The sequence below is a fragment of the Streptomyces fuscichromogenes genome (assembly GCF_014645815.1).
Lineage (GTDB): Bacteria > Actinomycetota > Actinomycetes > Streptomycetales > Streptomycetaceae > Streptomyces > Streptomyces fuscichromogenes.
Genome location: NZ_BMML01000008.1, coordinates 154,245 through 167,596 on the forward strand (window position 1 = coordinate 154,245; position 13,352 = coordinate 167,596).

Sequence of the window (13,352 nt, forward strand, 5' to 3'; positions counted from 1 at the left end):
GCATCGCCCGCCACGGAGTTGATCTTGGTGAGCTACTCAGCGGTTGTGGACAACTCCGTCACCCGCACGAGCGACCCCACCGCAGCGACCCGACCGTGCCGTCGACAAGCCGTCACCCGCCCGGAAGCTCCAGGTCGCTCTTGTTCAGCTCCTCGATGTTCACGTCCTTGAACGTGAGGACACGGACCTGCTTCACGAACCGAGCCGGCCGGTACATGTCCCAGACCCAGGCGTCCGCCATGGACACCTCGAAGAACACCTCGCCCTGGACCGAGTGGACCTGCATCTCGTAGTCGTTGGTGAGGTAGAACCGCCGCTCGGTCTCGATCACGTATTTGAACAGACCGACGACATCGCGGTACTCCCGGTAGAGCTTCAGCTCCATCTCGGTCTCGTACTTTTCGAGGTCCTCGGCGCTCATGGCATGTTCCCCTTCAGCCGTGCGATCCCACCATTGTGCGCCAGTCCCGCGCGCCCCTAGACGATTTCCGTGTCAAGGGTGACGGGACCGACGGGGGGACCTTCGTCGAGCAGCCTACGGAACAGCTCGGCGAGTCTGGTCGGATACACCGTCTCATGCGCCCGGGTCAGTTCCTGGCACGTCCACCAACGTGCTCCGGCCATACTCCGCCGCTCCAGTTCGGTCAGGGCCGTGGCCCCGGTGACCGTCTGGGTCGTACGGGCCAGGTAGTACCACTCGTCCTGGTCCCAGCGGCGGCCGGCGAACGGGAAGGAGCAGGTCCGCCGCCACAGCACCGGGCCGAGTTCGACGTCCGTGATGCCGGTCTCCTCGACGAGTTCCCGCAGCGCGGCCTGCTCATGGGTCTCGTCGCCCTCCAGACCGCCGCCGGGCGTGAACCACCAGTCGTCGGCCGGGTCGTCCGGCTCATGGCCGTGCAGGAGCAGGATGCGGTCCTCGGGGTCGAGCAGCACCACCCGGGCCACCTTGCGCAGGCCGCCCTCAGACCGGGCCTCAGCGGGCACCGGCGGGCTCCGTACGGGCGCGGTTGCGGGCGCGGCCCACCAGGTTCGCGACCGGGCCGTAGGCGCCGCCCGCGAGGACCAGGACGCCACCGGCCACGATCATGAACTCGATGATGCGCAGCGGGCCCGGCTGCGAGAGGGTGCCCAGGGCCTCGAAGCCGGTGGGGCGCTTGAGCAGGCCCTTCATCGGCCAGATCACGGCGTCCACCCGGGCGCTCACGGCGCTGCGCGCGACCGTGCCCTTCGCCGCGTCCGTGAGGTGGGCGGTGGAGTCCAGGGAGCCCTGGCGCTCGTCGCCGAGGAGGAAGAGCCGGCCCTTCGGGACCGTGACCGTCGGGAAGCCCTGGAGCTCGGCCAGGCTGCCCGCCGGCAGATACGGCTCGTCGATCTGCTTGCCGTTGACCGTGAGCTTGCCCTTGGTGCAGCAGGAGACCGTGTCCCCGCCGACCGCGACCACGCGCTTGACGACGTCCGCGTTGGTGACCCAGCTCGTGTCGCGGAAGATCACGACGTCGCCCCGGCGCACCTCGCTGCCGTCGATGCGCTGGCCGAGGACCCGGTCCCCGACCCCGATCGTCGGCGTCATCGAACTGGTGGGCACGGTGTACGGCCGGTAGACCACCGCCGCCCAGCCGAACCCTCCGAGGAACAGCACGATGCCCAGCGCGACGGCGATCCCGGACAACCGGTGTCCGAGCCCGCCGCCGGACTGTGCCGCGCTCGTGCTGGTGCCTGCGCCGCTGCGCGGGGCCGTACGTATCGTGCTGTCGCCCATGAGGCCGCACCCTACCCGGCGGTACCGGGCGGGGGCAGCCCTTCTTCGGCGCCCCTGGTCACAAGCTCCCCAAGGGCTTCACATGAGTCGGTCAGCAGCCGTACGCGGAAGGCACTCGCACGGGCGGGCGCATGCCCTCAGCGCTTGTCGGCAGCCACGCGCTTGTCGAACTTCCGCTCGATCCGCTCACCCCGGCGGCGGCGCCACACCACGACCGGCAGGACCGCGGCGACGGTCACGCCCTGCGGTGCCACCGAGAGGGAGGCCGCGGCGGACGACTGCGTGTTGATGCCGCTCTGGTCGAAGGTGTCCGGGATCGGCAGCGTGCCCCAGCGGTTGATCGGCCAGGCCTTGACGATGGCGCGGCCGACGACGTCCTTCACCGGGACCATGCCGTGGTGCTTGTCCGACTGGTTGTACCGCGAGTCACGGGAGTTCTGGCGGTGGTCGCCCATCACCCAGATGTAGCCCTTGGGCACGTGCACCGTGAACTGGCCGCCCTGGTCGTCGACGCTGCACGGAGTGTTGCCCGGGTACACATAAGGCTCGTTCAGCGCATGGCCGTTGACCATGAGGGGGCCGCTGTTCTTGCAGGACACCGTGTCGCCGCCGACGCCGATGACGCGCTTGATCAGGTCCCGCTCCTGGGCGGACGGCATCAGTCCGATCCAGCTGAGGAACGTCTGGATCGCGTTCGGCTGGGCGGTGGGCTCGCCCGCCAGCCAGTCGTCCGGGTCGTGGAAGACGACCACCTCGCCGCGCTCCGGCTCGGAGCCGAACCACGGGGTGAGCTTGTCGACCAGGACCCGGTCACCCTGCTGGAGGGTGTTCTGCATCGAGTCCGACGGGATCGAGAACGCCTGCACCAGGAACGTCTTGATCAGCAGCGCCAGCACCAGCGCGATGACGACCAGGATCGGCAGCTCCTTCCAGAAGGAGCGGGGTTTCTTCGGTGCGGGCGCGGCCGAGCCGCCGGGGTCCCCGTCCGTGCCCGCGCCGTCACCGCCGGAGTGCGGACCGTCTGCCGGGGTGCCGTCCCCGCCGGGCCCGATACCGTTTCCGGACGTCGAGTCGCCGTCTGCGGAGGGGACATTCTCCACGGGGCGCCCGCTGTGCTCCTCGCCGTCGTGTCCCGACCGTGCGCCAACCGCCACATCCCCCACGCCAACTCCTTACTCCGTGCCGCCGCCCGCGCCGTCCCCGACGCAGGCCCACCACTCCCATAACGAGCGGGAGTTCCGCAGGGCTCGGGAGTTGGATGTATCCGTTCGGATCGTCGGAGGCAACCCTATGCGACAGCCGGGGAGCCGCGGTCGACCCCGACGCGGAGTCAGAAACGCTTGCGAAGGTTTTAGGTTCATCGAGCTTGGTCCAGTGGCCGACGGGCCAGCCGATCATCATGGCCCGGCCCACCACCGAGGTCACGGCGACCGTGCCGCCGTAGTCGGTGTTCTGGTGGTAGCGCGAGTCGGCGGAGTTCCCCCGGTGGTCGCCCATCACCCACAGCCGGCCCTTCGGGACCGTGATGTCGAACTCCTGGGTGGAAGGGGCGTTCCCGGGATACAGGTAGTCGCCCTCGGTCAGCGGTACGCCGTTGACGGTCACCCGGCCCTGCGTGTCACAGCACTTGACGCGGTCGCCGCCGACGCCGATGACCCGCTTGATGAGGTCCTTCTCGTTGGCGGACGGCAACAGGCCGATGAAGGTGAGCCCTTCCTTGACCTGCTTGACCACGATCGGGTCGTTCGCCTTGGTGGTCTGCTCGTCGTTCAGCCAGCCGCCCGGGTCGTGGAAGACGACGACGTCGCCGCGGTGCGGTTTCCACCCGAACCACGGGGTGAACTTGTCGACCAGGACGCGGTCGCCGATCCGGATCGTCTGCTCCATGGAGCCCGACGGGATCACGAAGGCCTGGACGAGGAACGTCTTCAGCACCAGCGCTATCAGGACGGCCACGCCGACCAGCAGCGGTATCTCCCGCACCGCACCGCGCCTGCGCTTGCGCTTGACCTTGCGCTGCAGCTTGCGCCGCTCCGCGCGGGAACGGCCGCCGGAGGAGCCGGAGGTGCGCCGGGCCCCGGTGGGCAGCAGGTTGGCGGCGCCGTCGGTCGACAGGCCGCGGGGCCTGCCCCGGTTACCCATGGGACGCCCCGGCCCCCGGCACGCGCGCGTAGGCGGCGGGACGGGTGAGGTGGGTCCAGTGGGCGTACGGCAGGATGATCCAGTCGGCCCGGCCGATGACCTTGTCGACGGGGACCATGCCGCCGCCGGGCGAGCCGAGGTGGTCGCGGGAGTCGCTGGAGTCGCTGCGGTGGTCGCCGAGGACGAAGAGCCTGCCGCCGGGTACGACGACGTCGAAGGCCACGGTGGAGGGGGTGTCCCCGGGATAGAGGAACGCGGTCTCGTCGACCGGCCGGCCGTTCACTTCGATCCTCCCCTTCTTGTCGCAGCAGACCACATGGTCTCCTCCCACACCGACGACGCGTTTGATGTAGTCGGCGTCCCCGAAAGAGCCGGAGCCGTCGAACACCACGACATCTCCCCGGCGCGGCCCGGCACCGAAACGGTACGCCAACTTATTTACGAGAACGCGGTCCCCGATCCTCAATCCCTGTTCCATGGATCCGCTGGGAATCTGGAATGGTTGCGCCACGAAAGTGTTGAGGACGAGCAAAAACGCCAGGCAGGCGAAGAGAGTGAGGGTGAACCAGCCACCCGGCAGCCAGTCGGCGAGCCGCGCCACCAACGCGAAACGCGACCGGTCCTCCACGGCCTCTGGTGCGGGGCGGGAGGAGCGGTCGCGCTCCGTCTGCTGTGCTTCGGTGTCCATCGGGGCCAGATGCTATCCGGCCTCGATGAGACTCCCTCTTACCGGCTCGGCCGCCCAAGGCTTCCGGGTGCCGGCACGCGACATCAGTTGTCGCGCTTCTCCTTGATCTTCGCGGCCTTACCGCGCAGCTCGCGCAGGTAGTAGAGCTTGGCGCGACGCACGTCACCGCGGGTGACGAGCTCGATCTTCTCGACGATCGGGGTGTGCACCGGGAAGGTGCGCTCGACGCCGACGGAGAAGGAGACCTTGCGGACCGTGAAGGTCTCGCGGACACCGCTGCCCTGGCGGCGGATCACAACGCCCTTGAACTGCTGCACACGGGAGCGGTTGCCCTCGATGACGCGGACGTGGACGTTGACGGTGTCACCCGGGCGGAAGGCCGGGACGTCGCTGCGCAGCGACGCGGCGTCGACGGTGTCGAGCAGGTGAGACATTTCGTCTGCTTTCTTCGCTGATGCCACAGGTCATCAACGGAAACTAGGTGTTCCATGAGGACTGCCGTGCGGGTCGGGGCGGGCGTCGTCTCCCCCTGCGGCAGGGGCGCACGCCGGACGGACGCACAACAGCGGTCTATTCTTCCACGCCCTCTGGCCTGCGCCAAAATCGGCCGTGGGGTGCGCCCTCCGGGTCCGGGGCCCAGCCCAGGATGGAGAGCATCTCGCGGTCCTTCTTGTCGAAGGCCTTGGGGTCGCAGCGCTCGATCAGGTCGGGCCGGTGCGCGGCGGTCCGCTTGAGGGCCTCGTCGCGGCGCCAGCGGGCGATCTTGCCGTGGTGGCCGCTGAGCAGCACGTCGGGGATGTCCAGGCCGCGCCAGACGGGCGGCTTGGTGTAGACGGGCCCCTCCAGCAGGTTCGCCATGGCGCCGGGCGCGAAGGAGTCGTCACGGTGCGACTCGGCGTTGCCGAGGACACCGGGCAGCAGCCGCGCCACGGCCTCCGTGATCACCAGGACGGCCGCCTCGCCGCCGGCGAGGACGTAGTCGCCGATGGAGACCTCGTAAACCGGCATCCGGGTGGCGTACTCGTCCATGACGCGCCGGTCGATGCCCTCGTAGCGGGCCGGCGTGAAGATCAGCCAGGGCCGCTCGGAGAGTTCGACGGCGAGTTCCTGGGTGAACGGGCGGCCGCTCGGGGTGGGCACGATCAGCGCGGGCGCGTGCGAGCCGGTCTCGTAGCCGTCGGCGAGCACGGTGTCGAGGGCGTCGCCCCAGGGCTCGGTCTTCATGACCATGCCCGGCCCGCCGCCGTACGGGGTGTCGTCGACCGTGTTGTGCCGGTCGTACGTCCAGGCGCGCAGGTCGTGGACGTGGACGCCGAGCTGCCCACGCGCGCGTGCCTTGCCGACCAGCGAGACGTTCAGGGGGTCGAGGTACTCGGGAAAGATCGTGACGACGTCGAGGCGCATCTCTTACGACTCTTCCCGTGCCGACGCGATCTCTGCCTGGTCGTCGATCAGGCCCGGCGGGGGCGCGATGACCGCCTTCTGCTCCTCCAGGTCGATCTCGGTGACGATCTCCTCGACGAAGGGGATCATCACCTCGCTGCCGTCGGGGCGCTCGACGATGAACAGGTCCTGGGAGGGCAGGTGCGAGATCTCGGTGATCCGGCCGACCTCGGTGCCGTCGACGGTGACCACGTCCAGGTCCATGAGCTGGTGGTCGTAGTACTCGTCCTCGCCCTCGGGCAGTTCCTCCGGGTCGATCTCGGCGATCAGGAGGGTGTTGCGCAGGGCCTCGGCGCCGGTGCGGTCCTTGACGCCCTCGAAGCGCAGGAGCAGCCGGCCGCTGTGCACCCGGCCGGTCTCGATGGTGAGCGGTCCCGTGGACGCGGGATCGGTGGCGAGTACTGCGCCGGGCGCGAGCCTGAGCTCCGGCTCGTCGGTACGTACCTCGACGGTGACCTCGCCCTTGATGCCGTGGGCGCGGCCGATCCGTGCGACTACCAGCTGCACTGTGCCTGTTCTCCTGTCGTCTCCTGCCCGTACGGCTCGTCTCCTGCTCGTACGGCCTCATACGACTACGGGCCGGGGACGGCCGGTAGCGGCCCTCCCCGGCCCGAGCCGGTGCTGCGAAAGCGTCAGCGGACGTGGTCGACGTCGACGAGGTCGACGCGGACTCCGCGACCGCCGATGGCGCCCACGACGGTACGCAGGGCACGCGCGGTGCGGCCGTTGCGGCCGATCACCTTGCCGAGGTCGTCGGGGTGCACCCGGACCTCCAGCACGCGCCCGCGGCGCAGGTTGCGCGAGGCGACCTGCACGTCGTCAGGGTTGTCGACGATGCCCTTCACGAGGTGCTCAAGCGCCTCTTCGAGCATGCTGCTCAGGCCTCGGTCGACTCGGACTCAGCCGCGGCCTCGTCCTTCTTCTCAGCCTTCTTCTTCTGGGTGATCGCCTCACCCTTGCCCTCGTCGTCACCGCCGAGCGCCTCGAACGACGGACGCGTGGCCTTCGGAGCCGCCACGAGCAGCGGCGCCGGGGCGGGCTCGCCCTTGAACTTCTGCCAGTCGCCGGTCTTCTTCAGGATGGCGAGCACGGGCTCGGTCGGCTGGGCGCCGACGCCGAGCCAGTAGGCGGCGCGCTCGGCGTCCACCTCGATGACCGACGGGTTGTAGGTCGGGTGGTACTTGCCGATCTCCTCGATCGCACGGCCGTCACGGCGGGTGCGGGAGTCGGCGACGACGATGCGGTAGTGAGGCGAACGGATCTTGCCCAGACGCTTCAGCTTGATCTTGACTGCCACGGGAGTGGGTTCTCCTGGTTTTGACGTGGTTGGGCACGGCGAGACTGCCGCGTGGGGTTGCGGTACCCGAGTGCCCGATGGACGCGTCAGCCGGAGGAGAGAGGGGTCCTGTGCGGCTGTCGAGTACAGCTAGCCATTGTGCCACACCCCGCGGGTCGCTTTTGGCCGACGGGTGGGCAGGGCGGCTCCGGGCATGCCGGAGAGGCACCCGGCGTGGAGGTGAAGTCACGTCGGGTGCGCTGACCGGCGCCGACAGCGTGCCGTCCGCGGCTGCCACGAGCAGCCGTGGCCTATGCCGCTCCCACGACCTCCGGGATGCGGAACGGCTTGCCGCAGCCGCCGCAGACGATGGGTGCCTGGGCCAGGACCGACGGGACCACCCGGACGTTGCGACCGCAGTCGCACACCGCCTTGACGCGTACGCCGCCGCCGGAGGAGCCGTGGCGGGCGGCCGGGCCGCGGAAGGTGCGGGAGGTGTCGGCGGACGTGGCCACCGTGTGCGCCTTGAGAGCGCGCTGGAGTCTCTCGATGGTCGGGCGATAGCGTCGCTTGGCCTCGGGGTTGAGCGTGACCAGCGAGAAGCCGCTGCTGGGATGCGGCTCGTCGGGGTGGTCCAGGCCCAGCTCCTCGGCGATCGCGAGGAATCGGCGGTTGTGGTAGCGGCCGGCCCGTGAGGTGTCGCGCACTCCGCGGGAGGCGGCGATGCCGTGGACTGCCTCATGGAGCAGCCGCTCGAAGGAGAGCTCGTGACCGCACGCGGACGACGACTCCCCGATCAGGGACTCTGGCGCGGCAAGGTCCGGCAGCTCGGGGTGGTACCGCTGAATGTCGGCCCACGCCTGCGCCAGCTCTGCGGCGAGTACAGGTGGTGTCTGTGTCGTGCTCACGTAATGAGAACGAGCGGGAGTGCCCCTGTGTTCCTATTCCGGGCCATCCCAAATAATTTGCACGTACCCGTCAGTTGCCGCTGATGCGTGGAGACGAGCACGGGTGCGCTGATCTGCGGAGAAGCCTCACAGCTCATACCAAGCCGGTGCGTAGTCTGACGTACGACCCGCCGCGTACCCCTGGCCCGGACGCCTCGGCGACGGAGGCCGGCGGATACGCAAGAGGCGTTTCGGTCGCTCTCGTGGCGGAAGCCCCACTCCGGTCAGCGTCCGCGACGGCCACGACGTTACTTGCCGGCGGCCGGACTCCGAGCGGTCGCCATGTCGGCCGGCCATGGCCGGAACCGCCGTGTCGTGGGTCCGATGGTAGAGCCCCAAGTTGCCGGGATGTGAAATCTCGCCACAGTCACAGCGCCCGTACAAGCCGGGACCCGCGACCCCTGGACGCCACCGCGAGCCCGGAGTTATGTGGCATAGGTGGGAAGTGCGAGCGCACGGCACGGGGGCCACAGAATCGGTCAGTGCGTAACTCTCGGCGGATTGGGGCGCTTACCTATGACACCTACGCTCGTGCGGCAGCACCGGTCTCACGCGGACTCCTCCCCCCGCGTGGACCTGTGGGCACGCGCGCGTGACTGGTCCGAGATCCAGGAGCGGATGCTGGTGCCGCTCTACGAGACCGTCCACGAGCGACTCGAAGTGGGCCCCGCCACCCGGCTGCTCGGCCTGCGCTGCGGTTCCGGTCTCGCCCTGCTGATGGCGGCGGCCAGAGGGGCCGCGGTCACCGGTGTCGACTCCGCCCCCGAACGGCTCGCCCTCGCCCGTGAGCGGCTGCTGCCCGACCCCGCCGCCGGCCCACGCGCGCGTGGCCGTGCCGCCCGGATCGTCGAGGGCAGGCCCGGGGACGCGGCGGATCCACGGGCGCCGGGGTACGACGTGATCACCGCCTTCGACCCGATCGGCTGCCGGGCCGGCGACGCCGAGGGGCTCGGGGGCCTGCTCGCCGAGGCGACGCCGCTGGCGGAGCGCGGGGCGGCCGTGGTGCTGGCCGGCTGGGGTCCGCCGGAACGGTGTGCGACCTCGTCCGTGCTGCGCGTGGCCGCGAGATTGGCTGATCCTTTGCGAAGCTCCGGAAGGTGGCGTCCGGCGCGCCGTGACGATCTGGAGGAGGTCGCCCAGCGGGCCGGTCTGCGGATCGACGGCTCCGGGCGGGTCTCCTGCCCGTTCGGGTACGCCGACACCGACAGCGCGGTGCGGGGGCTGCTGTCGACCGGGCTGTTCGACGCGGGGATTTCGGCGGCCGGCGAGGAGCAGGTCGGCAAGGAGCTGGCCGAGGCGCTCCACCCGCACCAGCGTGCGGACGGCACGGTGTGGATGCCGAATGTGTTCCGGTACCTGATCGCACGGGTTCGCTGACACCGGGTCTCGGCCGACCTTTCGGGTGCGGCGCCGTGGAGCCGCACATCGACACAGCCCCGCGCCCCTTTCAGGGCGCCGAAGCCGGGGCGCTCAAGCCGGGGCGCTCACTCCGAGTCCTTGGTCAGGCGGGTGATCCCCGCGATGCGGTACGCGTCCGCCTCCTCCAGGGTCTCGTTCTCCAGCAGGGCCTGGGCCAGGGCGTCCAACTGGTCGCGATGGTCGCGGAGTTTGCGGCAGGCCTCCTCGTAGCACTCGTCGACGATGCGGCGCATCTCGGTGTCGATGACGTCGAGGGTCTGGGGCGCCGCGGCGAGTCCGTAGGCCTGCTGGGCGTCGTTCGGGAGGGCGGAGAGGCGGCCGACCTCCTCGCTCATGCCCCAGCGGGACACCATGCCGCGCGCGATGTTGGTGACCTGTTCGAGGTCGCTCTCCGAGCCGGTGGTGATGACGTCGTAGACGACCTGCTCGGCGGCCATGCCACCGAGGGCGCCGATGATCCGGCCGCGCAGGTACTCCTCGGTGTAGGCGTACTTGTCGGCGTCCGGGGTGGAGAGCGTGACGCCCAGCGCGCGGCCGCGCGGGACGATGGTGATCTTGCGGACCGGGTCGGCGCCGGGCTGGAGCATGCCGAGCAGGGCGTGTCCGCTCTCGTGGTAGGCGGTGCGCCTGCGCTCCTCCTCGGGCATGACCAGCGGCCGTTCGGCACCGAGCTGGACCTTCTCCAGGGCCTCCGAGAGGTCGGACTGGGTGACCTCGTCCTGCTTGCGCTTGACCGCGAGCAGGGCGGCCTCGTTGGCGAGGTTGGCCAGTTCGGCGCCGGTCATGCCCGGGGTGGTGCGGGCGACCTGGGCGAGGTCGACGCCCTCGGCGAGCGGGATCTGCCGGGTGTGGATCTGGAGGATCGCCTCGCGGCCGGTGCGGTCGGGGGGCGAGACCTGGACGACCCGGTCGAAGCGGCCGGGCCGGGTGAGCGCGGGGTCGAGGATGTCGGCGCGGTTGGTGGCCGCGATGACGATGACGCCCTCGGAGCCGGAGAAGCCGTCCATCTCGGTGAGGATCTGGTTGAGGGTCTGCTCGCGCTCGTCGTGACCGCCCATGGAGGCGCCGCCGCCGCGCGCCCGGCCGATGGTGTCGATCTCGTCGATGAAGATGATGGAGGGAGCGACCTTGCGGGCCTCGGCGAACAGTTCGCGCACCCGGGAGGCGCCGACGCCCACGATCATCTCGATGAACTCGGAGGCGGAGGCCGAGAAGAAGGGCACGCCCGCCTCGCCGGCGACGGCCCGCGCGAGCAGCGTCTTGCCGGTACCGGGCGGGCCTGCCAGAAGCACGCCCCTCGGCATCTTGGCGCCCATCCTGCGGTAGGCGTCCGGGTTCTTGAGGAAGTCGACGACGTCGTTGAGCTCGCCCTCGACCTCGTCGATGCCGGCCACGTCCTCGAAGGTGGTCCGCTGCTGTCCGGGCTCCAGTTCGACCGGCTTGGGCGGCGTCTTGCGGCCCAGCATGCCGCCCGCGCCGCCGAGCCCCGCGCTCATCCGGCGGGCGATGAAGACCCACACCGCGACCAGCAGGATGATCGGCGCCAGTGAGATCAGCAGATTGGCGAGAAAGCTGCGGTGCTGGACGACCGGTTCGGCGGTGACGGTCACGTCGTGCTTGGTCAGGCTGGACCAGAGGTCGTCGCCGGCGAACGAGGGGCGTTCGGTGTTGAACTTGGTGTAGTTCCCGCCGCCCTCGGGGTTCTTCTGTTCCTTCTTCAGCTGACCCTGGATCGAGTCGCCCTTGGCGTAGATCTTCTCGACGTTGCCCGCGTCCACCTGCTTGGTGAACTCGGTGTAGGAGACCGTCGGCTCGTTCGCCTGGTCGAAGTACGACAGCACCAGGTTGGCCAGCAGGTACACGACCAGCGCGGTGACGATCAGCCGCCACCAGCCGCCGTGCATCCGCCGCCCGCCGTTCGGCGGCTTCGGGGGCTCCTCGGGAGCGCCCTCGGTACGCCAGGGCTGGTCGGGCGACTTGCGCGGCGGCGCGGGGTTGGTCATATCCGGACCGTACGACACCGACCAACCCCTGGCACCCGCACAGGTGAACTCAGCCCATGAACTTCTTGAACTCGTCCGGCAGCTCGAAGTCCTCGGCGCCCTGCTGCGGCAGCCCGAAGGCGTTCCCGCCCTGCGCGGCGGCCTCGCGGCGCTGCGCCTCCTCCAGCTCCTGCTGCCTGCGCTTCATCGGGTTGCCGGAGCGCTGCTTGCCCTTGGCCTGCTTCGGCTGCTTCTTCTGCCGGCCGGGGCCGCCGCCCATGCCCGGGATCCCCGGCATGCCCGGCATGCCGCCGCCCTGGGCCATGCGGGACATCATCTTGCGGGCCTCGAAGAACCGCTCGACGAGCCCCTTCACCGCGCTGACCTCGACACCGGAGCCCTTGGCGATGCGGGCGCGGCGCGAGCCGTTGATGATGTTCGGGTCCTGGCGCTCGCCCGGGGTCATCGACTTGATGATCGCGGCGGTGCGGTCGACGTCCCGCTCGTCGAGGTTGTTGATCTGGTCCTTGATCTGGCCCATGCCGGGCAGCATGCCGAGCAGCTTGCTGATGCTGCCCATCTTCCTGACCTGTTCCATCTGGGCCAGGAAGTCGTCCAGGGTGAAGTCCTGGCCCTTCTTGGACGCCAGCTTGGAGGCCATCTTCTGGGCCTCTTCCTGGCTGAACGTCTTCTCCGCCTGCTCGATGAGGGTGAGCAGGTCACCCATGTCGAGGATGCGGGAGGCCATCCGGTCAGGGTGGAAGGCGTCGAAGTCGTCCAGCTTCTCGCCGTTCGACGCGAACATGATCGGCTTGCCGGTGACCTGGCGGATGGAGAGCGCGGCACCACCGCGGGCGTCGCCGTCGAGCTTGGACAGCACGACACCGTCGAAGCCGACGCCGTCCCGGAAGGCCTCGGCGGTGGTGACGGCGTCCTGGCCGATCATGGCGTCGACGACGAAGAGGATCTCGTCGGGCGACACGGCGTCCCGGATGTCCGCCGCCTGCTGCATCAGCTCCTGGTCGATACCGAGCCGGCCGGCGGTGTCCACGATCACGATGTCGTGGACCTTCTGCTTGGCGAACTCGATGGAGTCCTTGGCGACCTTGACCGGGTCGCCGACGCCGTTGCCCGGCTCGGGCGCGTAGACGGCGGCACCGGCACGCTCGGCGACCACGCTCAGCTGGTTGACGGCGTTGGGGCGCTGGAGGTCGGCGGCGACCAGGAGCGGGGAGTGCCCCTGCTGCTTCAGCCAGTGGGCGAGCTTGCCCGCCAGGGTGGTCTTACCGGCACCCTGGAGACCGGCCAGCATGATCACGGTGGGCGGCTGCTTGGCGAACCGCAGCCGGCGGGTCTCGCCGCCGAGGATCGTGACCAGCTCGTCGTTGACGATCTTGAGGACCTGCTGGGCCGGGTTCAGCGCCTTGGAGACGTCGGCGCCGAGGGAGCGCTCCTTGACGTTCTTGATGAACGTGCGGACGACCGGGAGAGCGACGTCGGCCTCGAGCAGCGCGATCCGGATCTCCCGGGCCGTGGCGTCGATGTCGGCTTCGCTCAGACGCCCTTTGCCGCGCAGGTTCTTGAAGGTCGCTGAAAGGCGGTCGGAGAGAGTGTCGAACACGGCGGCGTCGGTCCTCGGAGTCGGGGTCGGTGAGCGTCTTCCAGGGTATCCGGCCGCGCAAGGAAGTCGCCCCCG

15 protein-coding genes are annotated in these 13,352 nt (G+C 69.7%); 1 reads left to right on the top strand and 14 read right to left on the bottom strand.

Annotated elements, in window-relative coordinates; all coding sequences use genetic code 11:
- Positions 1–112: 112 nt before the first annotated feature.
- From IEZ11_RS19340 to IEZ11_RS19395, 12 genes are all read right to left on the bottom strand, one after another.
- On the bottom strand, positions 113–421 hold the full coding sequence (locus IEZ11_RS19340) for a DUF2469 domain-containing protein (RefSeq protein ID WP_003965949.1): 309 nt from the start codon (positions 419–421) through the stop codon (positions 113–115).
- A 56-nt stretch (positions 422–477) separates the two neighbouring features.
- On the bottom strand, positions 478–984 hold the full coding sequence (locus IEZ11_RS19345) for an NUDIX hydrolase (protein WP_189264050.1): 507 nt from the start codon (positions 982–984) through the stop codon (positions 478–480).
- On the bottom strand, positions 974–1,759 hold the full coding sequence (gene lepB / locus IEZ11_RS19350) for a signal peptidase I (protein WP_189264051.1): 786 nt from the start codon (positions 1,757–1,759) through the stop codon (positions 974–976). Before lepB (IEZ11_RS19350) ends, IEZ11_RS19345 begins: the two co-directional genes overlap by 11 nt.
- A 137-nt stretch (positions 1,760–1,896) precedes the next feature.
- Positions 1,897–2,859 (bottom strand): signal peptidase I, encoded by a 963-nt coding sequence (gene lepB / locus IEZ11_RS19355; protein ID WP_229713181.1) that lies wholly within the window; start codon positions 2,857–2,859, stop codon positions 1,897–1,899.
- Entirely contained in the window at positions 2,759–3,901 is a 1,143-nt protein-coding gene (lepB, locus tag IEZ11_RS19360; protein WP_229713182.1) for a signal peptidase I, read from the bottom strand. The genes lepB (IEZ11_RS19355) and lepB (IEZ11_RS19360) overlap by 101 nt, the downstream gene beginning before the upstream one ends.
- Positions 3,894–4,589: a signal peptidase I gene (gene lepB / locus IEZ11_RS19365; RefSeq protein WP_189264053.1), complete on the bottom strand. Its 696-nt coding sequence runs from the start codon at positions 4,587–4,589 to the stop codon at positions 3,894–3,896. Before lepB (IEZ11_RS19365) ends, lepB (IEZ11_RS19360) begins: the two co-directional genes overlap by 8 nt.
- A gap of 83 nt (positions 4,590–4,672) precedes the next feature.
- Positions 4,673–5,023, bottom strand: coding sequence for a 50S ribosomal protein L19 (gene rplS, locus IEZ11_RS19370; RefSeq protein WP_143636014.1), 351 nt, complete (start codon positions 5,021–5,023; stop codon positions 4,673–4,675).
- Between the two features lie 136 nt (positions 5,024–5,159).
- On the bottom strand, positions 5,160–5,993 hold the full coding sequence (gene trmD, locus IEZ11_RS19375) for a tRNA (guanosine(37)-N1)-methyltransferase TrmD (RefSeq protein WP_189264054.1): 834 nt from the start codon (positions 5,991–5,993) through the stop codon (positions 5,160–5,162).
- 3 nt (positions 5,994–5,996) lie between these two features.
- The gene (gene rimM, locus IEZ11_RS19380; protein ID WP_189264055.1) at positions 5,997–6,539 is read right to left on the bottom strand and encodes a ribosome maturation factor RimM; all 543 of its coding nucleotides are present in this window, start codon (positions 6,537–6,539) and stop codon (positions 5,997–5,999) included.
- Between the two features lie 125 nt (positions 6,540–6,664).
- Positions 6,665–6,904: an RNA-binding protein gene (locus IEZ11_RS19385; protein WP_003973401.1), complete on the bottom strand. Its 240-nt coding sequence runs from the start codon at positions 6,902–6,904 to the stop codon at positions 6,665–6,667.
- Between the two features lie 5 nt (positions 6,905–6,909).
- On the bottom strand, positions 6,910–7,329 hold the full coding sequence (rpsP, locus tag IEZ11_RS19390) for a 30S ribosomal protein S16 (protein WP_123973851.1): 420 nt from the start codon (positions 7,327–7,329) through the stop codon (positions 6,910–6,912).
- Between the two features lie 290 nt (positions 7,330–7,619).
- On the bottom strand, positions 7,620–8,216 hold the full coding sequence (locus tag IEZ11_RS19395; RefSeq protein WP_089098503.1) for a hypothetical protein: 597 nt from the start codon (positions 8,214–8,216) through the stop codon (positions 7,620–7,622).
- Positions 8,217–8,771: 555 nt separating this feature from the next.
- Between IEZ11_RS19395 and IEZ11_RS19400 the strand changes: the two genes are divergently transcribed.
- The gene (locus tag IEZ11_RS19400) at positions 8,772–9,632 is read left to right on the top strand and encodes an SAM-dependent methyltransferase (protein WP_189264056.1); all 861 of its coding nucleotides are present in this window, start codon (positions 8,772–8,774) and stop codon (positions 9,630–9,632) included.
- Positions 9,633–9,739: 107 nt separating this feature from the next.
- On the opposite strand, the gene ftsH is transcribed toward IEZ11_RS19400, so the two are convergent.
- Together ftsH and ffh are read right to left on the bottom strand one after the other, a co-directional pair.
- A complete protein-coding gene (gene ftsH, locus IEZ11_RS19405) occupies positions 9,740–11,677 on the bottom strand; it encodes an ATP-dependent zinc metalloprotease FtsH (protein WP_189264057.1) in 1,938 nt (645 codons plus the stop codon).
- 49 nt (positions 11,678–11,726) lie between these two features.
- Entirely contained in the window at positions 11,727–13,277 is a 1,551-nt protein-coding gene (gene ffh, locus IEZ11_RS19410) for a signal recognition particle protein (protein WP_189264058.1), read from the bottom strand.
- Positions 13,278–13,352: the final 75 nt, after the last annotated feature.